Origin of the sequence: Flavobacterium cerinum (genome assembly GCF_024496085.1) — a bacterium.
Taxonomy (GTDB): Bacteria; Bacteroidota; Bacteroidia; order Flavobacteriales; family Flavobacteriaceae; genus Flavobacterium; species Flavobacterium cerinum_A.
The window spans coordinates 489,065-512,815 of record NZ_CP101751.1; the positions used below are offsets into that span (position 1 = coordinate 489,065).

Below are 23,751 nucleotides of genomic sequence, written 5' to 3' on the forward strand. Positions count from 1 at the left end.
TTTGCTTCTGTTATTCATTTTTCTTTTAAAGGTTACTTTAACTTTTTTATAGCGCCTGTTTGAAAAGCATAAAAAAACCACGCTAATAGCGTGGTTTTTTTTATCATATTGAAAGATCTTATTATAGCTCTAATGCTTTTTTAGGATTGTTATCCATTAAGATTTCCATTGGGTTTTCCAACGCTTCTTTTACAGCCACAAGGAATCCTACTGATTCACGGCCGTCAATAATTCTATGATCGTATGATAAAGCTACAAACATTACCGGAGCGATAACGATCTGACCGTTTTTCACTACAGCACGCTCTACCACATTATGCATTCCTAAAATACCGGATTGCGGCGGATTGATGATTGGTGTCGACAACATACTTCCGAATACACCTCCGTTAGAGATTGTAAATGTACCGCCTGTCATCTCGTCAACCGTGATTTGTCCGTCACGAGCACGTATCGCTAAACGCTTAATTTCTGCCTCAACACCTCTGAAAGACAATAATTCTGCATTACGCACTACCGGTACCATTAATCCTTTAGGACCGGAAACAGCTACGGAGATATCACAGAAATCATACGAAACTTTTTCTTGTCCGTCGATCATTGAGTTTACATCCGGATATAATTGCAATGCTCTTGTAACCGCTTTAGTAAAGAATGACATAAAACCTAAACCTAATCCGTGTTTTGCTTTAAATGCCTCTTTATATTCTTCACGTAACGCGTAAATTGCACTCATATCCACTTCGTTGAACGTAGTCAACATTGCTGTTTCGTTTTTCGCAGACACTAATCTTTCTGCAACTTTACGACGTAACATAGATAATTTAGTTCTTTCAGAACCTCTGTTTCCTCCTGTAGGCGTACCCATTGAAGGAACTGCATTTACAGCATCTTCTTTTGTAATTCTTCCACCTTTTCCAGTACCAACGATTTCTGTAGACTGAATGTTTTTCTCATCAAGAATTTTTCGGGCAGCAGGTGATGGTGTACCTGTTGCATAAGTAGTAGCTGCCGGTGCCGGCGCTGCTTTAGGAGCTTCAGCTTTAGGAGCCTCAACCGCTTTTTCTTCTTTAGCCGGTGCTGCTGCGCCACCTTCCGGTTTTGCTGCACCTGTATCGATTAAACAAACTACCTGACCTACTGCTACCGCATCACCTTCTTCAGCTTTAAGGGTAATGATACCACTTGCTTCCGCCGGTAATTCAAGGGTTGCCTTATCGGAGTCAACCTCTGCAATAGCTTGATCTTTTTCTACATAATCTCCGTCTTTTACCAACCACGTTGCAATTTCAACTTCTGTGATTGATTCCCCCGGTGAAGGGACTTTCATTTCTAAAATCATCGGTATATAATTTTATAAGGTGTTGTTATTTTTACTGTGTCTCAAATGTACAATTTAATTGAATAAATTTTTGTCAAAAACCATTGCAATTGCATTAGCATGACGTTTTTTAGAACGGGTATAACTTCCGGCAGCCGGTGCGCTATACGCTTTCGGTGAAGCCAGACGCAATTTCACTTCATTGAAATTCATTAGCATATATCCGTAAGCTCCCATGTTTTTCGGTTCTTCCTGAGCCCAAACAAAATCATCTGCATTCGGGTATTTTGCCAATACCGCTTTTATTTGCTCTACCGGTAACGGGAACAATTGTTCGATTCGTACTAAGGCTACATCGTTTCTTCCTTTTTCTTCTCTTTCCGCTAATAAATCATAATAGAATTTACCGGTACAGAATACTACTGATTTTACTTCATTAGGATTTACCGTTACATCATCGATTACTTCCTGGAAGTTTCCGGTTGTAAATTCCTCAACTGAAGAAACCGCTAACGGATGACGCAATAAACTCTTCGGTGTAAATACGATTAACGGTTTACGGAATTTCGTCACCATTTGTCGGCGTAACAAGTGGAAGAAGTTAGCAGGTGTAGTACAATCCGCTACATACATATTATGTTTCGCACACAATTGTAAATAACGCTCCATACGAGCCGAAGAGTGTTCTGCTCCCTGGTTTTCATATCCGTGCGGCAATAACATTACCAAACCGTTTTGGTTATTCCATTTATCTTCCGCAGCAGAAATATACTGATCAATCATGATTTGTGCTCCGTTCGAGAAATCTCCGAACTGTGCTTCCCAGATTGTCAATGTATTCGGGCTAGCCAAAGCGTATCCGTAATCAAAACCAACTACTCCGTATTCTGACAATAATGAGTTATAGATATAGAATTTACCTTTCTGATCTTTCAGCTGGTTTAATAATACCACTTCTTCTTCCGAATCTTCTACTTTTACAACGGCATGACGGTGCGAGAACGTTCCTCTTTCTACGTCCTGACCTGAAATACGCACATCGTATCCTTCTGTTAACAAGGAACCGTAGGCTAACATTTCACCCATTGCCCAGTCTAACTTATCGGTTTCGAAGAACATCGTTTTTCTGTCGTTTATCAGTTTTTGAATCTTACTGATAAATTTTTTGTCGGATGGCAATTCTGTCACCACTTTAGCAATATCAGTCAACACTGATTTGTCTACTTTGGTTTCAAATTTCTGCAACATCACATCATCACTCACTTGTTCGAATCCTTTCCATTCGTCTTGCATGAACGGGGTGATGATTGTTAAATCTTTTTTACGGGAAGCTTCTAAATTCTCTTCTAATCCCGCTTTATATTCGGCTTCCAATGTACCCACATAGTTATTGTCGATTACATTTTCTGCTTTTAATTTCTCTGCATAGATATCTCTTGCATTTTTATGTTTTGAGATGATCTTATATAATTGCGGCTGCGTAAAACGAGGTTCATCACCTTCGTTATGACCGTATTTTCTGTATCCTAAAAGGTCGATAAATACATCCGATCCGAATTCCATTCGGTAATCCAATGCAAATAACATTGCGTGTACTACAGCTTCCGCATCATCCGCATTAACATGTAATACCGGCGACAAGGTTACTTTTGCAATATCCGTACAATAGGTAGACGAACGCGCATCTAAATAGTTCGTTGTAAATCCAACCTGGTTATTGATCACTAAGTGAATCGTTCCGTTGGTTTTATAACCGTCCAGTTTTGCCATCTGAACAATTTCGTATACAATTCCCTGTCCGGCCACAGCTGCGTCACCGTGAACAGCGATCGGCAATACTTTCGCCGTATCATTCGGGAAATATCGGTCTTGTTTTGCTCTGGCGATTCCTTCGATTACCGCACCTACTGTTTCCAGGTGAGACGGGTTTGGTGCCAGGTTGATATTAATATTTTTTCCGGTCTGTGTCGTTCTGTTGGCTGTTAATCCTAAGTGGTATTTTACGTCACCGTCAAACAAGGCATCATCATCATAATCTTTTCCGTCAAATTCAGAGAAAATATCCTGAGTTGCTTTTCCGAAAACATTTGCTAAAACATTTAAACGTCCGCGGTGTGCCATTCCCATTACAAACTGCTCAACACCTTTTTCAGCTGCTGTTTCAATTAAGGCATCTAAAGCCGGGATTGCTGATTCACATCCTTCCAGAGAGAAACGTTTTTGTCCAACATATTTTGTATGAAGGAAATTTTCAAAAGAAACCGCTTCATTTAATTTTTTAAGGATACGTTTTTTCTGATCGGCATTAAAACTTGGGTGATTATCATTGATATCCAGTCTTTTCTGAATCCACTCGATGATTTTCGGGTCACGGATATACATGTACTCCACTCCGATTGATTCACAATACACTTTATTCAGGTGATTTAAGATATCCTGAAGTGTACATGGGTTTAAGTTTACCACTCTTGCCGCGTCAAAAACCGTATTCAGATCTGCTGTTGTTAATCCGAAGTTTTCAATTGCTAATGACGGTGTAAAGATTCTTCTGTCACGAACCGGATTTGTTTTGGTAAACAAATGCCCTCTTGTACGATATCCTTCAATCAGTTTTAAAACGTTAAATTCTTTTTGTAATTTATCGGAAACTGCAGAACAATCCGTTTGTCCGTTTGCCATAGCCGATAATTGCTCTACCGGGCTTTCGCTATATTCACTAGCAAAATCAAACCCCTGGAAGAAGCTCCTCCAACTTGGTTCAACGCTATCTGGATTCTGTAAATATTGATCGTATAAATCTGCAAAAAATGCAGTGTGTGCCGCGTTTAAAAAGGAAAACCTATCCATAACTTTGTCTAAAGACCTTTTTTGTTAGAAAATTTTTCGCAAAAGTACGACAATTGTAATAATCTTTCAATGTTTTTCATACTTTTATGTCATAAAATATTCCTAAAAATGAACATCAAATCAAGCATCAACAGTTTTTTAACAATCTTTTTGAGTTGTGTCTTTTATTTAATGTCGACTTCTACATTAAAAGCACAAGTTTATCAACAAACGGCTCAAAAAAGTGATTTCTGGGAAAAAGTACGTTTTGGAGGTGGTTTAGGCCTAAACTTTGGGAATAATTTTACAAATATTAATATTGCACCGAGCGCCATCTATCAGGTCAACGAATATTTTGCTGCGGGAATCGGTCTGACCGGGAGTTATGTTAAACAAAAAAATTACTACGATTCCTATCTTTACGGCGCCAGTCTTATAACCTTGTTTAATCCGTTACCGGAAATACAGTTATCGGCAGAATTGGAACAACTTCGCGTTAACAATACCTATACGCAGTTTACACCAAAAATAGAAGATGACTTTTGGAATACCGCTTTATTTTTAGGTGCCGGATATCACCTTCAAAACATTACGATCGGAGTACGTTATAACGTTTTATTTAAGGAAAGAAACAATGTGTACAGCGAAGCTTTTATGCCTTTCGTTAGAGTTTATTTCTAAACCAAACTTTTTGCCATTCGCGTTTTAAAACCAGAAAAGCAACTTGTTCCGCTAATTCCACGATATCAGAACCATCCAGACTTTTTACTTGTTCTTCCGGCACATCAATAATGTACAGCAGATTTAAATATTCGGCAAATTTAAATTGAATCAGCTGGTAAATTTTATCATGCAACCGCAACTTTAAATCAATCGGCGAAATAGAAACATCCAAATCCAGACTTTCATTAGCCAAAGTAAAATCTTTATTGATCTGTTCAACCAGCTTTCGGTACAAATCTTCTTTTTGTGCTTCCGATAGCAGCAAATCGGTATTTAAAGGCGGTGTATACATCTTAAACCTGTCGTTTCATCAGGTTTTCCCCGAAGTCTTTTAATTTTTCTTTTTTATCTGAAGCGATATCCATTTTTTCCAATGTTGCAAATGCTTTTAAAGTATAAAATTCAATCGCTTTTTGCGTTTCTTTTGCCGCTCCGGTATTCTCAAAAACACTTTTTACGGAAGCAATTTTATCGTTATTATCGACCGGCTGAATAGAAAACAAATGCAATAATTCCGCTTTAGTAGTAGCATCAGCAAATTCCAATGCTTTCAGGTACAAATACGTTTTTTTATTTTCGATGATATCGCCTCCAACCTGCTTTCCGAAAGTCAGCGGATCACCAAAAGCATCCAGATAATCATCCTGCAACTGGAAGGCAATACCCAGATTTAGTCCGAAATCATAAATCAAATCTGCATTTTCCGTACTGGCTTCCGCTACAATCGCACCCATTTTCATCGCCGCAGCAACCAAAACAGCCGTCTTATATTCGATCATTTTCAGATATTCCGGAATAGTCACATCATCACGTTGTTCAAAGTCGACATCCCATTGTTGTCCTTCGCAAACTTCCAAAGCCGTTTTACTAAACAATTTGGCTAAAGCCGAAAACACTACAGGTTCGTATTGTTCAAAATATTGATACGCCAAAATAAGCATGGCATCACCCGATAATATTCCGGTATTGATGTCCCATTTTTCATGAACCGTTTCATTTCCTCTTCGCAACGGAGCATCGTCCATAATATCATCATGAATCAGTGAAAAATTATGAAACAACTCAACTGCAGTGGCAGCAGCCATCGCTTTTCCGGCATCGGTATCGAATACTTCGGCCGCCATTAAAGTCAAAACCGGTCGCATTCGTTTCCCTCCCAACGACAATATATAAGTAATCGGGTCGTATAAATTTCTCGGTTCTTTTTCGATGGATAGCGTTGAAAAATGTTCTGCAATGAGCGTCTGATAATAATGTACTGGGTGCATACCTGATATTTTCGGCTAAAATAAAGCAAATAGCAACGCTATCAAAGCAAAAAATTTTTGTTAAAATATCGTAAAAACTTTGGAAACTTTTTTAGTATTAAAAGTTTCCTTTATACATTTGCCGAAATTTTTTGACCATGAAAAACGAAATTTTAGAGAAAGCATCCGACATGTTCCTGAATTTAGGCTTCAAAAGTGTGACGATGGATGACATCGCTTCTGAAATGGGTATTTCAAAAAAAACCATTTATGAACACTATGCCACTAAAGTGGAATTAGTCAAAGCAGCGACTACATATCTGTTTGATAAAATCTCTGCCGGAATTGACGAAATATGCACACTCGGCAAAAATCCGATCGAAGAGCTTTTCGATATTAAAGATTATGTGCAAAAAAACATAAAAGAGGAAAACTCTTCAACCATATTCCAGTTACAAAAGTACTATCCGAAAATTCACGATTGTTTAAAATCCATGCAATTTGAAAAAATGGACACTTGTGTGATCGACAACCTGAACCGGGGAAAAGAAGCCGGTTTATTCCGCCAGGAAATCGATGTAGATTTTATCGGTCGTATTTACTATGCCAGTGCCATGAGCACAATGGACATTGAATTGTTCCCGGAAAACATGTACACGCGTAAGGAGCTGGATGAAAAACTGTTGGAATATCACGTTCGCGGTATTGCCACTCCGAAAGGAATTGAAACTTTAGAAAAATTACTCATTAATCAATAAACATCATATGAAAACAAGAATAACAATTGCGTTATTATTTTTTGCCATTGTCAGCCAGGCACAGGTTCAGCGTTTGTCGCTAAAAGACGCTCTGAAATATGCCCTGGAAAACAAAGCCGATGCTAAAAAAGCTAAGCTTGAGGTTGACAACAGTAATCACAAAATAGCCGAAGTACGCTCCCGTGCCTTACCGCAAATCAGCTTAAACGGAAGCCTTACTTATAACCCGATCTTACAGCTAAATGCTTTACCGGGCGACTTTTTCGGACAACCGGGAACTACTATTCTCGCTCCGTTAGGGCAAAAATGGAACTCTGTTGGCGGCGCCACTTTAACACAGAATATCTTTGATTATTCTGTTTTAACCGGATTAAAAGCAGCGAAGTCTACTCGTGAATTTTATCAGGTGAATGCGCAATTAACAGAAGAGCAGGTGATCGAAAAAGTGGCTAATGCTTACTATCAGGTATTCGTACAAAAACAAAAACTGAACACTATCGACAGTACATTGGCGAACAATACCAAAGTACGTAATATTATCGACGGACAGTTTAAAAACGGATTGGCCAAAAAAATCGATTTGGATCGTGTAAATGTAAAATTGATCAACCTTAATTCTACAAAACAACAATTGGTTAACGGTGTGCAAATGCAGGAAAACACATTAAAATTCCTTATTGGTTTACCTGCTTCCACCCCAATTGAAATTGTAAAAGAAGACATTCAGGTTAAACCGTTCCTAAACGAGACACCATCCGTAACAAACAGAAGTGAATATCAGTTATTGGAAAAACAAAAAACACTTCTGAAATACCAAAAAGAATCATTTATAGCAGAACATTATCCCACTTTATCCCTTTCTGCTAACTATAATTATATTGGTCAGGGTCCGGTAATGCCTTTAGGAGCAAAACCTGCTGACGGTGTGTATTGGTCGGATTTCTCTACGATCGGATTAAACCTGAAGATTCCTGTTTTTACCGGTTTCGCCACCCGTTCAAAAGTAAGACAAGCTGATGTGAGTCTTCAAAAAATTGAAGAAGATCTGAAAGATTCTGAATTAGCTTTAGGATTAGAATTTGAAAATGCGAAATCGCAGTTAAACAACAGTCTTATTACGATTAACAATCAAAAAGAGAATGTGAATCTGGCCCAGGAAGTTTTCAGCAATACCAAAAACAATTATATCAACGGACTGGCTTCTTTAACTGATCTGTTGGATTCTGAAAATGCACTGACAGAAGCAAAAAACAATTATACATCCGCTTTATTGGAATACAAACTGGCCGAAATCCAGATCATTAAATCCAAAGGAGCGTTAAAAACACTTTTAAATCAATAACCATCAATCAATATGAAAAGAAAAATTATCACAGCAGTCGTTATATTAGGTTCATTAGGCCTGATCGCTTATGTGTTAAGCAGCAATAAAGCAAAGAATGAAGAGAAAACAGCCGTAGTAGCCGAAACCAATGCTACTGTAGTTGTAAAGATAGATACTGTAAAAACACAACCCGTTTCCCTGGATTTCATCGCAAACGGAAATTTTTATCCGTCTCAGGAATTAAATTTCTCCGCTGAAAACTCAGGACGCGTAACAAAGGTTTTAGTTGATGAAGGAACGCCGGTACGAATCGGACAAACTTTAGCCATAATTAAAGCGGATAAAATTAACGTAGACTTACAAAATGCGGAAGCTTCTTATCAAAATGCAGCAGCTGATGCGCAACGTTTTGAAAGCGCATTCAAAACCGGAGGTGTAACCAAACAACAATTGGATCAGGCGAAACTGGCACTTGCCAATGCTAAAGCGCATTTACAACAAGCTAAAATCACATTGGGTGATGCAAGCATTAAATCGTCTATCAACGGAATCGTAAACAAACGTTTTATCGAACCGGGATCTGTTGTTTCTCCGGGAACACAATTGTTTGAATTAGTGAATGTATCCACTTTAAAATTAAAAGTTTCCGTAAGCGAAGATCAAATTGCCGGGCTTAAAGTAGGTTCACCTATTAAAGTGAAAGCAAGCGTTTATCCGGATAAAGAATTTAACGGTAAAATCACCTTTATCGCTCCGAAAGCCGATAGTAGTCTGAATTTCCCGGTTGAAATCGAAATCGTAAACAACGCTGCTAACGAATTAAAAGCAGGTATGTACGGAACCGCTTTGTTCTCTTCTTCATCAGACAAAACACCTTTAATGATTGTACCGCGTACAGCTTTTGTAGGAAGTGTTAGCGCTAATCAGGTTTTTGTAATGGAAAAAGACGGAACGGCTAAAATGAAAACCGTAACCGGCGGAAGAATCATTGGTGAAAAAGTAGAAATCCTGAACGGATTAAGCAATGGTGATATCGTGATTACGAGTGGTCAGATCAACTTAACTGATGGTGCAAAAGTTACCGTTTTAAAATAGTTATGTGTTTTGATTAAACCGATCAGAACATTGACATAAACTTAAAAAAACATATGAAATTAGCAGAAATATCCATAAAACGTCCGTCCTTAATCGTCGTTCTCTTTACGATTCTGACATTAGGAGGACTATTCAGCTACGGTCTTTTGGGTTATGAATTGATCCCGAAATTCGAGAATAACGTAATCAGTATTTCGACCATTTATCCGGGTGCTTCGCCGGGTGAGGTTGAAAACACGGTTACTAAAAAAATTGAGGATGCGATTTCCTCGTTGGAAAACATTAAAAAAATCGATTCCAAATCCTACGAAAGTTTATCCGTTGTAGCAATCCAGTTAAACAATAACGCCAATGTGGATTATGCGTTAAACGATGCACAACGTAAAATCAACGCGGTTTTAAGTGATCTTCCGGATGACGTTAAACAACCGTCATTGAGTAAATTCTCCTTGAGTGATTTACCGATTATGACTATTGCGGCGAACGCTAAAATGGACGAAGCACAGTTCTTTGACCTTATCGATAAAAAGATCAGCCCGATATTATCCCGTGTTAACGGTGTGGCACAAATTCGTTTAATCGGCGGACAAGAACGTGAAATTCAGGTAAACCTTGACGCTAACAAAATGAAAGGATACGGATTATCCGTTCCGCAAGTACAACAGGGAATTTTAACCTCTAACCTGGATTTCCCTACCGGAAATATCCAAACACGCGACCAGAAAATTTTGATTCGTCTGGCCGGTAAATATAAAACGGTAGAAGAATTGCGTAACCTTGTTGTTTCCGATAACAAGGGTGTACAAGTACGTCTTCAGGATGTTGCCGATGTACAGGATACACAAAAAGAGGTTGAAAAAATTGCTCGTGTAGATGAGAAAAATGCGATTATCCTTCAGGTGATCAAACAGTCTGATGCTAACGCAGTAGAAGTAAGTGAGCATATTCAGAAATTATTAGGAGAACTAAAAGTTGATTATAAAGAGCAACAACTACAATTAGATATTGCTAACGACAGTTCCGTGTTTACACTTCAGGCTGCTGATTCGGTTATCCACGATTTGATATTAGCGGTTATCCTGGTAGCATTGGTAATGTTGTTCTTCCTTCACAGTATTCGTAACTCGTTAATCGTAATGGTTTCGATTCCGGCTTCGTTAATTGCTACGTTTATCGGATTTGTATTCCTGGATTATACGCTAAACTTAATGAGTTTATTAGGACTTTCTCTTGTAGTAGGTATTCTGGTGGATGATGCCATTGTGGTATTGGAAAACATATACAGGCACATGGAGATGGGTAAAAACAGAGTTCGTGCTGCTTATGATGCAACATCTGAAATCGGAGGTACTGTAGTTTCGATTACATTGGTAATCGTGGTCGTATTCTTACCGATTGCGATGAGTACCGGATTGGTATCAAACATCATTACACAATTCTGTGTGACCGTAATTATCTCTACCTTACTATCCTTATTATCTTCATTTACAATCGTACCGTGGTTATCATCCCGTTTCGGTAAATTGGAGCATATCGAAGGTAAAAACTTATTCGGACGAATCATTTTAGGGTTCGAAAAAATATTAACTCGTTTTACAAACTGGGTAAGTGATATTTTAGTTTGGTGTTTAGGACACAAGAAAACAACATTGGGAATTGTAGCCGGGTTATTCTTTGCTTCCTTATATATGGTAGCCGGAGGTTATGTGGGAGGAGAATTCTTCGCCCGTTCTGATGCCGGAGAATTCCTGGTTCAGATCGAAATGCCGAAAGATGCTTCATTAGAGCAAACGAACTTTATGACCCAGAAAGCGGAAGACTTTCTTAAAAAACAAAAAGAAGTAAAAAGCCTGATCACTACCGTAGGACAAACCAGTGAAGGGTTTGGCGGAACGCAGGCAACCGCTTATAAATCGGAGATCCGTGTAAAATTAGTGGATCAGGATCAACGTCAGGATGACTCTTATGTATATGCTGCTAAGGTCAAACGTAAAATGCAAAATGTATTAGTTGGTCCGAAAATCAAGACCGTAGGTATGAGTATCATGGGTACTGCCGAAGAAGCACCGCTAGCATTAGTGGTAACCGGTACAACATTAGACAGTGCAATGGTATTTGCTAAAGCGGCTGAAAAAGAATTATACAAAATTAAAGGTGCATCTGAAATCAAATTATCAGTAGAAACCGGAAACCCGGAAGTTAACGTTCAGGTAGACCGTGATAAAATGGCTGCTTTAGGGTTAACATTACAAACGGTGGGTATGACGATGCAAACGGCTTTCAGCGGAAATACCGATGGAAAATACCGTGCCGGTGAATACGAATACGATATCAACATCCGATACAATGCATTCGACAGAAAAAATATCGATGATGTAAGTAACCTGATCTTCGTTAATAATAAAGGAGAACAAATCAAATTATCGCAATTTGCAACCGTAAAAGAAGGTTCAGGACCAAGTCAGCTAGAGCGTCGTGATAAGAGTGCTTCCGTAACTGTACAGGGACAAACGGTAGGTCGTCCTACCGGAACTGTCGCAACAGAATGGCAGTCGGCTTTCGAAAAATTACACAAACCAACCGGTGTAAACTATGTTTGGGGTGGTGATATGGAAAATCAAACAGAAGGTTTCGGTACGTTAGGATTCGCATTATTAGCAGCAATCATTTTGGTTTACCTGGTAATGGTGGGACTTTATGATAGTTATGTTCACCCGTTTGTCGTATTGTTCTCGGTTCCGTTATCGTTTATCGGTGCATTACTAGCCTTAGGTTTAACCAATAATTCCCTGAATATCTTTACCATTTTGGGTATCATCATGTTGATCGGATTGGTATGTAAGAATGCAATTATGTTGGTCGACTTTACCAACCAGCGTCGTGCAGCAGGTGAATCGATTCACAATGCATTAATCCAGGCGAACCACGCACGTCTTCGTCCGATTTTGATGACGACTATCGCGATGGTATTCGGTATGCTACCGATCGCATTGGCTTCCGGAGCCGGAGCTGAATGGAAAAACGGATTGGCATGGGTTATTATCGGAGGTTTGATCAGTTCATTATTCCTGACACTTGTTATCGTTCCGGTGATCTATGATATTATGGAAAAACTAATTCACAAATTCTCGAAAGGAAAAACTACTGATTATTCTAAATTGATGGTGGAAGATTATGTAGCGAATGAAATAAGTGAAGATGGTTTTACGCCAACACACAAAATGTAAACAAACAAAGCAATTTAAACTAAGAATGGCTGTTATGAATTTTCATAGCAGCCATTCCTCTTTTAGAAGCGAACCTTATAAAGGTCTCACGAAACAGTATTAATTTTTTTTGAAAATCAAACCGTAATTAATTTCTGTTTACTAACGCTTCCTGTTTCCAGTTTTTGATATCCGCGATTCGGCTATTCGAATAATCGACTTCACTTAACATCGCTTTGTTCCAGAAAAACCATTTTCCGGATTTATTTCCATCAACATATTCTCCTATCGCCTGCTTGGATCCGTCTTCATTAAATGAAACCCATTTCCCATGCGGCTTGGCATCTTTATAAAAGCCTTCCTGTTTTAACTGACCATTATCATAATAATAGGTCGCCTTCACTAAATTACCGACAATCTCATATTTAGGCTCCACATTTTGTGCAAATAACACTCCCGAAAACAGTAATAATCCGGCAATCAAGTTCTTTTTCATAGCTTTACGTTTTAAATGGTTAATCAATTCTATATCAAATTTAGAAAATGTATTTACAATTTCAAAACTTTCACTTAACAATTTCATAACATTGCGGTCAAATTTAACATTGGAACACTAATTCTTTCCTGTTTACTTTAATTTTCCGCTCTTTATTCCGCAGAAACTTTAAAGCATTGACTTTAAACTTGAAACAAAAAACTTAAATTTGCGCATAAATTTTTAAGATAATGTACAGAAGTCATAATTGTGGAGCTTTACGAGCTTCCGATAGCAACAAAGAAGTTACTCTAGCCGGATGGGTGCAAAAAACACGTGATAAAGGTTTTATGATTTGGGTGGATTTGCGCGATCGTTACGGAATTACACAATTAATTTTTGATGCCAACAGAACCAACCCGGATGTATTTGAAAAAGCCAAAACATTAGGTCGTGAATTTGTTGTTCAGGTAAAAGGAACCGTTATTGAACGAGAATCCAAAAACCCGAATATGCCAACCGGTGATGTTGAAATCTTAGTAAGCGAACTGAACGTTTTAAATACTTCTATCACACCTCCGTTCACAATTGAAGATGAAACGGATGGCGGTGAAGATATCCGTATGAAGTTCCGCTACCTGGACATTAGACGAAATCCGGTAAAAAACAACTTGTTATTCCGTCATAAAGTAGCTCAGGAAGTACGTAATTATCTTTCTTCTCAGGATTTCTGTGAAGTAGAAACACCCTATTTGATTAAATCGACTCCGGAAGGTGCCCGTGATTTCGTGGTTCCGTCCCGTATGAACGAAGGTCAATTTTACGCTTTACCACAGTCACCTCAAACCTTCAAACAGTTATTGATGGTCGGCGGTATGGATAAATACTTCCAAATCGTTAAATGTTTCCGTGATGAAGATTTAAGAGCGGACAGACAACCGGAATTTACGCAAATTGACTGCGAAATGGCCTTTGTTGAACAAGAAGACATTCTAGATACTTTCGAAGGACTTACGCGTCATTTATTAAAAGAAATCAAAGGAATCGAAGTCGATAAATTTCCTCGTATGACATACGATCATGCGATGAAAACCTACGGAAATGACAAACCGGATATTCGTTTCGGAATGGAATTCGGTGAATTAAACAGTGTTGCACAACATAAAGAGTTTGCCGTATTCAACAGTGCCGAGTTAGTTGTTGGTATTGCTGTTCCGGGCGCTGCTTCTTACACCCGTAAAGAAATCGACAATCTGATTGATTGGGTAAAACGTCCGCAAATCGGAGCTTCCGGTATGGTCTATTGTAAATATGAAGCAGACGGTTCTTTAAAATCATCCGTTGATAAATTCTACGATCAGGACGATTTATTAAACTGGGCTAAAGCAACCAATGCAAAACCGGGCGATCTGATTTTAGTTTTATCCGGTCCGGCCAATAAAACACGTACACAATTAAGTGCTCTGCGTATGGAAGTTGCCACACGCTTAGGATTACGCAACTCAGATGAATTCGCACCTCTTTGGGTGGTAGATTTCCCTCTATTGGAATGGGATGAAGAAAGCGAACGTTTCCATGCTATGCACCACCCTTTTACTTCGCCTAAACCGGAAGATATTCACTTATTGGATACTGATCCGGGTAAAGTGCGTGCCAATGCGTATGACATGGTATTAAACGGAAATGAAATCGGAGGAGGATCAATCCGTATCCACGATAAAGAAACACAACAGCTAATGTTCAAACATTTAGGATTTTCCGATGAAGAGGCAAAAGCACAGTTTGGTTTCCTGATGGATGCTTTCCAATATGGAGCGCCGCCACACGGAGGATTAGCTTTCGGATTAGACCGTTTGGTATCAATTCTTGGCGGACAAGAGACAATTCGCGATTTTATCGCTTTCCCTAAAAACAATTCCGGAAGAGATGTTATGATCGATGCTCCGGCACCGATCGACAACAAACAACTCGAAGAATTATCGATAAAATTAAACCTTAAATAATAAAGTAAAAGCGGACGTTAATCCGCTTTTTTTTATGAATTTAAAAAAATATTAACAATAATTTAAAGTCTTCAAAATTTAAACATTTTTACTTAATTTTTTTCACCAAAAACTTGCTTGTGTTAAAAAAAAGTATATCTTTGAGTATTATTAATTATTTTTTATTATTACACTATGCGAACAGGCAAAGTAAAATTTTTTAATGAATCTAAAGGTTATGGATTCATTACTGACGAAGAAACTGGAAAAGACATTTTCGTACACGCTACTGGAATTAAAGTGGAAACTTTAAATGAAGGTGACAAAGTTTCTTACGAAGAAGAAGACGGAAGAAAAGGTAAAGTAGCTGCTAAAGTAGTAGTTATCGAAGACTAATATAAATATTAATTTTTGGTTACCTAAATGGACTAAGCCGCTCTTCACAGAGCGGCTTTTTTACATTTTCACTTTCTGTAATAATTGTTCTCTAAAATTTCACTATTTATATTTAGTCTAAATATGTTTTGCATTTATATTAAAAAACAACGTCAAATAGATTAAAAAATTACGTTGCTTATCCCGTTTAGGAATGTATATTTGTGAATTATTTCCAGAATTAAGAGAACTAAAATCATGCAAACAAATCAAATTGATTACATTCCAATAGTGATGCAATCACTACTAGCTATCGGTTTTGTGGTTACAACGATCATAATTTCAGGCCTGTTAGGTCCTAAAAGACACTCTCAAAACAAGGATAAAAACTTCGAATGCGGTATTGAATCCGTAGGAAACGCCCGTATTCCTTTCTCCGTAAAATACTTTTTAGTCGCCATATTATTTGTTCTTTTTGATGTTGAAGTAATCTTCATGTATCCGTGGGCTGTAAATTTTAAAGCCATGGGAGTTGAAGGTTTTATGAAAATGGGTATTTTCATGACACTTCTTGTAGTAGGATTCTTCTACGTTATCAAGAAGAAAGGATTGGAATGGGAATAAAGAATTCAGGATTTTAATCTGTTTCAAAAGCTTTTGAAATGCTTAAGATTTAAAATAATAAAACGATGAGTGATACTTCTAAATATAATACGGTAGACGCACCGGAAGGATTTGCCGGTGAAGGTTTTTTTGCTACCAGACTGGACTCCGTTGTCGGATTAGCCAGAGCCAATTCCTTATGGCCTTTACCTTTTGCAACTTCATGTTGTGGTATTGAATTCATGGCCACAATGGCAGCACACTATGATGTGGCACGTTTCGGATCGGAACGTATGAGTTTCTCGCCAAGACAAGCAGACATGCTTTTGGTTATGGGTACTATCGCTAAAAAAATGGCTCCTATCTTACGTCAGGTTTACGAACAAATGTCAGAACCGAAATGGGTTATTGCCGTTGGAGCCTGTGCTTCATCCGGTGGTGTATTCGACACTTACTCCGTACTTCAGGGAATTGACAAAGTGATTCCGGTTGATGTATATGTACCGGGTTGTCCGCCAAGACCGGAACAAATTCTGGACGGTATTATGCGTCTGCAGGAAATTGTTAAAAGTGAATCGGTAAGAAGAAGAAGTTCCGATGAATATAAAGATTTATTAGGTTCTTATAACATCAAGTAAAATGGCTTTAGAAACCTCAGTAATACAGAATAAATTGATTGAAAATTTCGGTTTAAAAGTAACCGATTTCTTTCAACAACACGATATTTTCACATTTGAAGTAGCATCAGACTCTATAGTAGAAGTAATGAAATTTCTTAGAGATGATGCTACTTTACGTTTTAATTTCCTAACGGATCTTTGTGGTATTCATTATCCGGATTACGAAAAAGGACGCCAGTTTGCCGTAGTATATCATATGCACAACTGGATGGACAATGTTCGTATCCGTATCAAATGCTACCTGGATGGTGATAACCCGGAAATCGATACCGTAACCGGTTTATTCCTGAGTTCCAACTGGCAGGAAAGAGAAACCTATGATTTCTACGGGATCATTTTCAAAGGCCATCCGCAATTGAAACGTATCCTGAATATGGACGAAATGACCTCTTTCCCGTTACGTAAAGAATTCCCTATGGAAGACGGCGGAAGAACCGATAAAGATGACAGATTCTTCGGTAGAACAACCCAAAATTGCTAATAGTAACCTGAAAAAAATATTTTACAGCTAAAATGTCAGACCTATTATTACCACCAGAGCACCGGTATGCGAAAGAAATAGAAAAAAGACGTAATGAAGACGGCAGCGAACTTTCCATATTAAACCTGGGACCTACGCACCCGGCTACACACGGAATTTTTCAGAACATCCTTTTAATGGACGGAGAACGTATCCAGGATGGAGAAGGTACCGTGGGTTATATCCACCGTGCTTTCGAAAAAATTGCCGAAAACAGACCTTTTTACCAGATTACGGTTTTAACCGATCGTATGAATTATTGTTCCGCTCCTATTAATAATATGGGATGGTGGATGACACTGGAAAAAGCATTGGGCATTGAAGTACCGAAAAGAGTACAATACTTACGTGTAATTATTATGGAATTAGCCCGTATTGCCGATCACATTATTTGTAGTTCGGTTATGGGTGTGGATACCGGAGCCTTAACAGGTTTCTTATATGTATTCCAGTTCCGTGAAAAAATATATGAAATTTACGAAGAAATCTGTGGGGCGCGTTTAACGACAAACATGGGAAGAATCGGAGGTTTCGAAAGAGAATGGAGCCCGGAAGCTTTTAGAAAGATCGATGCTTTTATGGAAGAGTTCCCTCCTATCTGGACTGAATTTGAAAACCTGTTAACCCGTAACCGTATCTTTATGGATCGTACTATCGGAGTGGGTGCCATTTCAGCCGAAAAAGCTATCAGCTACGGATTTACAGGTCCGAACCTTCGTGCTGCCGGTGTCGATTATGACGTTCGTGCTATGCAACCTTACAGTTCATACGAAGATTTTGAATTTAATATTCCGGTAGGAAAACACGGAGATACTTACGATCGTTTTTGCGTTCGTAATGCCGAAGTTTGGGAAAGTTTAAGTATCATTCGTCAGGCTTTAGCAAAATTACCGGAAGGTCCTTTCCATGCTGATGTTCCGGATTATTACCTTCCTCCGAAAGATGAAGTATACCATAATATGGAAGCACTTATCTACCATTTTAAAATTGTAATGGGAGAAGTTCCGGTTCCGTTAACCGAAGTATATCACCCGGTTGAAGGCGGAAACGGAGAAGTTGGTTTCTATCTGATTACTGACGGAAGTCGAACTCCTTATCGTTTGCATTTCAGAAGACCTTGCTTTATATATTATCAGGCCTATAACGATATGGTTAGAGGACAAATGCTATCGGATGCGATCGCAACGTTGTCGAGTCTTAACGTAATTGCAGGTGAATTAGACGCATAAGGATTATGGAAAATACACAGTATAAACAAGAAATAAATATTACTCCGGAATTGATGACGCGTATTAACGAGTTGATCAGTCATTATCCGGAAGATAAAAGAAAATCGGCTTTATTACCGGTATTGCACGAAGTACAGGATGCACACGACAACTGGCTAAGCTACCCGTTAATGGACAAAGTTGCCGAAATATTGAATATCCAACCGATTGAAGTTTACGAAGTGGTATCGTTTTATACGATGTACAACCAAAAACCAATCGGAAAATATATGTTCGAATTTTGCCGTACTTCCTGTTGTGCCGTTCGCGGAGCTGACGATTTAATGGACTATACCTGCGAAAAACTGGGCATTAAAGAAGGTGAAACTACTCCGGACGGAATGTTTACCGTTGTAGGTGTAGAATGCCTTGGTGCATGCGGTTATGCTCCGATGATGCAAATCGGTGATTTCTATAAAGAACACCTTACCAAAGAAAAGGTAGATACAATCATCACGGAATGCAGAGAAGGAAAAATCAACTTATACGATAAATAATACCATGGGAAGAAAGATATTATTAGACAAGATAAATATTCCAGGTATCAAAACCTACGAAGTATACCGTCAAAACGGTGGTTATGCTTCTGTGGAAAAAGCATTAAAAACATTAACTCCGGATGAAGTTACAGAAGAAGTAAAAACTTCCGGACTTCGTGGTCGTGGGGGAGCTGGTTTCCCTGTTGGATTAAAATGGAGTTTTATCGATAAAAAATCCGGCAAACCAAGACACTTGGTATGTAATGCCGATGAATCGGAACCGGGTACTTTTAAAGACCGTTTCCTGATGGAATACATTCCGCACTTATTAATTGAAGGAATGATTACATCCAGTTATGCATTGGGTGCTAACCTTTCTTATATCTATATCCGCGGCGAATATATGTGGGTATTTAAAATTCTGGAAAGAGCAATCAAGGAAGCTTATGCTGCCGGATGGCTTGGAAAGAATATTTTAGGTACTGATTTCTCTTTAGACCTACATGTTCACTGTGGTGCCGGAGCTTATATCTGTGGTGAGGAAACCGCTTTGATTGAATCATTGGAAGGAAAAAGAGGTAACCCGAGAATCAAACCACCATTCCCGGCGGTTAGCGGTTTATGGGCCAATCCTACCGTAGTAAACAACGTTGAATCTATCGCAACTGTGCCTTGGATTGTTAACAATTCCGGAGCGGAATATGCTACTATCGGAATCGGACGTTCTACAGGAACAAAATTGATTTCTGCTTCCGGACACATTAAAAATCCGGGCGTTTATGAAATTGAATTGGGATTAAGCGTAGAAGAATTTATGAACTCGGATGAATATTTGGGTGGTATGATGAATGACAGACCACTTAAAGCGTTAGTTCCGGGAGGTTCTTCCGTACCGATTTTACCGGCGCATCTGATTTACAAAACAGCAAACGGAGACGATCGTTTAATGTCGTATGAATCCTTAAGTGACGGTGGTTTTGCAACCGGTTCAATGTTAGGATCCGGTGGTTTTATCGTCTATAACGATACAACCTGTATTGTACGTAACACCTGGAATTTCTCCCGTTTTTACCACCACGAAAGTTGCGGACAATGTTCCCCATGTCGTGAAGGTACCGGATGGTTGGAAAAAGTATTACACAGAATCGAACACGGCCACGGTCGTATGGAAGATATCGATTTGCTTTGGGATATTCAGAGTAAAATAGAAGGAAACACTATTTGCCCGTTAGGTGATGCCGCCGCATGGCCGGTAGCTGCTGCAATTCGTCATTTCCGTGATGAATTCGAATACCACGTTCGTTTCCCAGAAAAAATCAAAAACAGAGATCACTTTGTGGAAGAGCCTTTTGAAAAGGTACGTCACTTAATCTCAAAACAAACTGTATAAAGTCAAGAATCTCGTACTATGAAAGTTACTATAGACGGTCAAGAAATAGAAGTAGAACCAGGAACCACCATCTTGCAAGCTGCCAGAATGATCGGAGGAGAATCGGTTCCGCCGGCAATGTGTTATTACTCCAAACTGAAAGGTAGCGGAGGAAAATGTCGTTGCTGTTTAGTAGAAGTATCCAAAGGTAGTGATGCCAACCCAACGCCTATGCCAAAATTAATGGCCTCTTGCGTTACCGGAGTTATGGATGGTATGGAGGTAAAAAGCATCTCCTCTCCAAGAGTTCAGGAAGCCCGTAAATCGGTTACGGAATTCCTATTGATCAATCACCCGTTGGATTGCCCGGTTTGTGATCAGGCCGGTGAATGTGATTTACAAAACTTAAGCTTTAACCACGGAAAATCAGAAACCCGTTTTATCGAAGAAAAAAGAACCTTCGAACCGGAAAATATCGGAGAAAACATTCAGTTACACATGAATCGTTGTATCCTTTGTTACCGTTGTGTAATGACGGCCGATCAATTAACGGACGGACGTGTACACGGTGTTGTAAACAGAGGAGATCATTCTCAGATTTCAACTTGTATTTCCAAAGCAATTGACAATGAATTCTCCGGAAATATGATTGATGTTTGTCCGGTTGGAGCCTTAACTGATAAAACATTCCGTTTTAAATCGAGAGTTTGGTTTAACAAACCGTTCAATGCGCATAGAAACTGCGACAAATGTTGCGGAAAAACAACGGTATGGATGTTCGGAAATGAAATTCAACGTGTTACTGCGCGTAAAGATGAATATCATGAAGTAGAAGAATTTATCTGTAACGACTGTCGTTTTGACCATAAAAATGTTGAAGACTGGGTAATCGAAGGGCCTCGTAAATTCGAGAAGTTCTCTGTAATTAACCAGAACAATTATACTCGTAAACTGGACAATGTAACGATTGAAACCGAAAAACAGATTCTTTTAGGTAGAGATCAGGACAGAAAGAAAATCAGTATGGTGGAAGTTCCGTTAAATAACGCCGAAAATTCAAAATCATAGTGTCATGGAGAGTACAATTATCATAGAAAAAAGTGTCATTATTATAGCGGTTTTCGCTCTTACCATGTTGATGGCCATGTATTCTACTTTGGCTGAACGTAAAATTGCAGCCTGGCTTCAGGATCGTGTAGGTCCAAACCGTGCCGGTAAAGGTGGTATCTTACAACCCCTTGCCGATGGTTTGAAATTATTTTCAAAAGAAGAATTTTTACCGAATACCCCTAATAAATTTTTATTCGTAATCGGACCTGCCATTTCGATGAGTATGGCTTTAATTACGAGTGCTGTTATTCCTTGGGGTGATAAATTACATTTATTCGGTCGCGATATCATTCTTCAGGCAACGGATATTGATGTAGCGATGCTATTCATTTTCGGTGTATTATCGGTAAGTGTATACGGAATTATGATCGGTGGATGGGCTTCAAACAACAAGTTTTCCCTGATGAGTGCGATGCGTGCCGGTTCTCAGATGATCTCTTATGAGGTAGCAATGGGATTGGCCATTATTGCATTGGTGATGATGTCCGGAACGTTAAGCTTACGCGAAATTGCAGCACAACAATCCGGTATGAACTGGAATATTTTTTACCAGCCCGTTGGATTCCTGATCTTTTTAGTGTGTTCGTTTGCCGAAACCAACAGAACGCCTTTTGACCTTGCCGAATGTGAGGCGGAGTTAATCGGTGGTTACCATACGGAATATTCCTCCATGAAAATGGGATTCTATTTATTCGCAGAATACGCGAGTATGTTTATTTCCTCTACTATTCTGGCGGTATTATATTTCGGCGCTTACAACTACCCGGGAATGGACTGGGCTATTGAAAACTGGGGTGTAAACACGGCCAACGTTATCGGAATGATAGTGTTGTTTGCCAAAATCTGTTTCTTCATCTTCTTCTATATGTGGGTAAGATGGACGATTCCGAGATTCCGTTATGACCAGTTGATGAATTTGGGATGGAAGATGTTAATTCCTCTTGCCATTGTAAACATTGTTATAACGGGAGCAGTAATATTACTTTTCCAATAAAATAATACAGAAATGTCATTAGATACAGTTTCATTATCAGGAAGAAAAAAAGAGGTTTCCAACAAAAAGATGACTTTTTGGGAAAGCCTTTACCTGGTTGCGATCGCAAAAGGTTTATGGATTACAATCCGTCACTTATTTAAAAGAAAAGTGACTATTAAATATCCGGAGCAAAAACGGGAATTCAGTCCGGTATATCGTGGTCAACATATGTTGATGCGCGATGATGAAGGACGTGAGCGTTGTACTGCCTGCGGACTTTGTGCGCTTTCCTGCCCGGCAGAAGCAATTACCATGAAAGCCGAAGAGCGTAAACCGGAAGAAAAACATTTATACCGCGAGGAAAAATATGCATCGATCTATGAGATCAATATGTTGCGTTGTATTTTCTGCGGACTGTGTGAAGAAGCTTGTCCGAAACAAGCTATTTACCTGACTAAATCAAAAGTTATCGTAAAATCGAATAGTAACCGTGAAGATTTTATCTACGGAAAAGACAAATTGGTAATGCCGTTAGAAATGGCGATCCAAAATACTAACCAGAATAAGGCAAGTTAATTATGATTGAAGTTATTTTTTACATACTATCGACCATTACACTGGGAACCGCACTGCTTACCATTTTTAGCAGAAACCCGATCCACAGTGCTATCTACCTTGTTGTCTGCTTCTTTTCTATTGCAGGACATTATCTTTTATTAAACGCTCAGTTTTTGGCTATTGTACACATTATCGTGTATTCCGGTGCTATTATGATTCTGATGTTGTTTACCATCATGTTAATGAACCTGAACAAAGAACACGAAAAACACAAACCAAAACTGATTATCGTTGCTGCAACTATTGCTTTCTGTTTAGTAGCTTTAGTATTATTAGCTGCTTTATTGAAAACCAAACCGGTTGTGGAAAGTTATTACAATTCAGGTACCGACTTCCAGTCGATTAAAGTTTTAGGACAGGTATTATTAAACGAATACATGGTACCATTCGAATTTGCTTCGGTATTATTACTGGTTGCCATGATCGGAGCGGTATTAATCTCTAAAAAAGAAAAAGAAAAAGCCTAAATTGATATGGAACATATTTTAAAAGAAATAGGTGTAGAAACCTACTTATATTTATCGGCACTATTATTCAGTATAGGTGTTTTCGGAATCCTTTTGCGTAGAAATGCAATCATCATGTTTATGTCTATTGAAATCATGTTGAATGCAGTTAACCTTTTATTGGTTGCTTTTTCTACATTCCATCAGGATGCCTCCGGACAGGTTTTCGTATTTTTCTCGATGGCTGTGGCTGCTGCCGAAGTAGCGGTTGGTTTAGCGATTCTGGTTTCGATTTTCCGTAACCTCGGATCGATTGATATTGATAATTTAAAGAATTTAAAAGGATAATC

Annotated in this window: 23 protein-coding genes; 18 read left to right on the forward strand and 5 right to left on the reverse strand. The window is 38.8% G+C overall.

Annotated features, from left to right (window positions below):
• Window positions 1-121 precede the first annotated feature (121 nt).
• Window positions 122-1,342 carry a 2-oxoglutarate dehydrogenase complex dihydrolipoyllysine-residue succinyltransferase gene (gene odhB, locus NOX80_RS02180; RefSeq protein ID WP_256551702.1) on the reverse strand — a complete coding sequence of 407 codons (1,221 nt, stop codon included), beginning with the start codon at window positions 1,340-1,342 and terminating at the stop codon, window positions 122-124.
• A gap of 54 nt (window positions 1,343-1,396) precedes the next feature.
• Window positions 1,397-4,168, reverse strand: coding sequence for a 2-oxoglutarate dehydrogenase E1 component (locus NOX80_RS02185; RefSeq protein WP_256551703.1), 2,772 nt, complete (start codon window positions 4,166-4,168; stop codon window positions 1,397-1,399).
• A 108-nt stretch (window positions 4,169-4,276) separates the two neighbouring features.
• Between NOX80_RS02185 and NOX80_RS02190 the strand changes: the two genes are divergently transcribed.
• Complete coding sequence (locus NOX80_RS02190; RefSeq protein ID WP_256551704.1) at window positions 4,277-4,828, forward strand: hypothetical protein; 552 nt, start codon at window positions 4,277-4,279, stop codon at window positions 4,826-4,828.
• Here NOX80_RS02190 and NOX80_RS02195 read toward each other — a convergent pair.
• Together NOX80_RS02195 and NOX80_RS02200 are read right to left on the reverse strand one after the other, a co-directional pair.
• The gene (locus NOX80_RS02195; RefSeq protein ID WP_256551705.1) at window positions 4,812-5,162 is read right to left on the reverse strand and encodes a hypothetical protein; all 351 of its coding nucleotides are present in this window, start codon (window positions 5,160-5,162) and stop codon (window positions 4,812-4,814) included. The genes NOX80_RS02190 and NOX80_RS02195 overlap by 17 nt on opposite strands.
• Window position 5,163: 1 nt before the next feature.
• Window positions 5,164-6,138, reverse strand: coding sequence for a polyprenyl synthetase family protein (locus NOX80_RS02200; RefSeq protein WP_256551706.1), 975 nt, complete (start codon window positions 6,136-6,138; stop codon window positions 5,164-5,166).
• Between the two features lie 137 nt (window positions 6,139-6,275).
• On the opposite strand from NOX80_RS02200, the gene NOX80_RS02205 reads away from it, so the two are divergent.
• The 4 genes from NOX80_RS02205 to NOX80_RS02220 are packed head-to-tail and all read left to right on the forward strand — an operon-like array spanning window position 6,276 to window position 12,521.
• On the forward strand, window positions 6,276-6,875 hold the full coding sequence (locus NOX80_RS02205) for a TetR/AcrR family transcriptional regulator (protein ID WP_256551707.1): 600 nt from the start codon (window positions 6,276-6,278) through the stop codon (window positions 6,873-6,875).
• 7 nt (window positions 6,876-6,882) lie between these two features.
• Window positions 6,883-8,217, forward strand: a complete 1,335-nt coding sequence (locus NOX80_RS02210; RefSeq protein ID WP_256551708.1) for a TolC family protein — start codon at window positions 6,883-6,885, stop codon at window positions 8,215-8,217.
• 12 nt (window positions 8,218-8,229) lie between these two features.
• Entirely contained in the window at window positions 8,230-9,294 is a 1,065-nt protein-coding gene (locus NOX80_RS02215; protein ID WP_256551709.1) for an efflux RND transporter periplasmic adaptor subunit, read from the forward strand.
• 53 nt (window positions 9,295-9,347) lie between these two features.
• The gene (locus NOX80_RS02220) at window positions 9,348-12,521 is read left to right on the forward strand and encodes an efflux RND transporter permease subunit (protein WP_256551710.1); all 3,174 of its coding nucleotides are present in this window, start codon (window positions 9,348-9,350) and stop codon (window positions 12,519-12,521) included.
• A 127-nt stretch (window positions 12,522-12,648) separates the two neighbouring features.
• On the opposite strand, the gene NOX80_RS02225 is transcribed toward NOX80_RS02220, so the two are convergent.
• Entirely contained in the window at window positions 12,649-12,996 is a 348-nt protein-coding gene (locus NOX80_RS02225) for a toxin-antitoxin system YwqK family antitoxin (protein WP_256551711.1), read from the reverse strand.
• A 230-nt stretch (window positions 12,997-13,226) separates the two neighbouring features.
• Here NOX80_RS02225 and aspS point away from each other — a divergent pair, with 230 nt between their 5' ends.
• The 13 genes from aspS (at window position 13,227) to nuoK (ending at window position 23,749) form a co-directional block, all read left to right on the forward strand.
• Window positions 13,227-14,978: an aspartate--tRNA ligase gene (aspS, locus tag NOX80_RS02230; protein WP_256551712.1), complete on the forward strand. Its 1,752-nt coding sequence runs from the start codon at window positions 13,227-13,229 to the stop codon at window positions 14,976-14,978.
• A 174-nt stretch (window positions 14,979-15,152) separates the two neighbouring features.
• Window positions 15,153-15,353 carry a cold-shock protein gene (locus NOX80_RS02235; protein WP_136403891.1) on the forward strand — a complete coding sequence of 67 codons (201 nt, stop codon included), beginning with the start codon at window positions 15,153-15,155 and terminating at the stop codon, window positions 15,351-15,353.
• Window positions 15,354-15,590: 237 nt separating this feature from the next.
• On the forward strand, window positions 15,591-15,956 hold the full coding sequence (locus NOX80_RS02240; RefSeq protein WP_136403890.1) for an NADH-quinone oxidoreductase subunit A: 366 nt from the start codon (window positions 15,591-15,593) through the stop codon (window positions 15,954-15,956).
• Between the two features lie 65 nt (window positions 15,957-16,021).
• Window positions 16,022-16,573 (forward strand): NADH-quinone oxidoreductase subunit B, encoded by a 552-nt coding sequence (locus tag NOX80_RS02245; protein WP_256551713.1) that lies wholly within the window; start codon window positions 16,022-16,024, stop codon window positions 16,571-16,573.
• Window position 16,574: 1 nt separating this feature from the next.
• Window positions 16,575-17,096: an NADH-quinone oxidoreductase subunit C gene (locus NOX80_RS02250; protein ID WP_256551714.1), complete on the forward strand. Its 522-nt coding sequence runs from the start codon at window positions 16,575-16,577 to the stop codon at window positions 17,094-17,096.
• 32 nt (window positions 17,097-17,128) lie between these two features.
• Window positions 17,129-18,364: an NADH-quinone oxidoreductase subunit D gene (locus NOX80_RS02255; protein WP_256551715.1), complete on the forward strand. Its 1,236-nt coding sequence runs from the start codon at window positions 17,129-17,131 to the stop codon at window positions 18,362-18,364.
• Window positions 18,365-18,369: 5 nt separating this feature from the next.
• The gene (locus NOX80_RS02260) at window positions 18,370-18,900 is read left to right on the forward strand and encodes an NADH-quinone oxidoreductase subunit NuoE family protein (protein WP_256551716.1); all 531 of its coding nucleotides are present in this window, start codon (window positions 18,370-18,372) and stop codon (window positions 18,898-18,900) included.
• A 4-nt stretch (window positions 18,901-18,904) separates the two neighbouring features.
• On the forward strand, window positions 18,905-20,272 hold the full coding sequence (gene nuoF, locus NOX80_RS02265; protein ID WP_256551717.1) for an NADH-quinone oxidoreductase subunit NuoF: 1,368 nt from the start codon (window positions 18,905-18,907) through the stop codon (window positions 20,270-20,272).
• Between the two features lie 18 nt (window positions 20,273-20,290).
• Window positions 20,291-21,319, forward strand: a complete 1,029-nt coding sequence (locus NOX80_RS02270; RefSeq protein ID WP_256551718.1) for a 2Fe-2S iron-sulfur cluster-binding protein — start codon at window positions 20,291-20,293, stop codon at window positions 21,317-21,319.
• 4 nt (window positions 21,320-21,323) lie between these two features.
• Window positions 21,324-22,355: an NADH-quinone oxidoreductase subunit NuoH gene (gene nuoH, locus NOX80_RS02275; RefSeq protein WP_256551720.1), complete on the forward strand. Its 1,032-nt coding sequence runs from the start codon at window positions 21,324-21,326 to the stop codon at window positions 22,353-22,355.
• Window positions 22,356-22,367: 12 nt separating this feature from the next.
• Window positions 22,368-22,913, forward strand: coding sequence for an NADH-quinone oxidoreductase subunit NuoI (gene nuoI / locus NOX80_RS02280; RefSeq protein WP_256551721.1), 546 nt, complete (start codon window positions 22,368-22,370; stop codon window positions 22,911-22,913).
• A gap of 2 nt (window positions 22,914-22,915) precedes the next feature.
• Window positions 22,916-23,422, forward strand: coding sequence for an NADH-quinone oxidoreductase subunit J family protein (locus tag NOX80_RS02285; protein WP_256551722.1), 507 nt, complete (start codon window positions 22,916-22,918; stop codon window positions 23,420-23,422).
• Window positions 23,423-23,428: 6 nt separating this feature from the next.
• Window positions 23,429-23,749, forward strand: coding sequence for an NADH-quinone oxidoreductase subunit NuoK (gene nuoK / locus NOX80_RS02290; RefSeq protein WP_136403880.1), 321 nt, complete (start codon window positions 23,429-23,431; stop codon window positions 23,747-23,749).
• Window positions 23,750-23,751 lie beyond the last annotated feature (2 nt).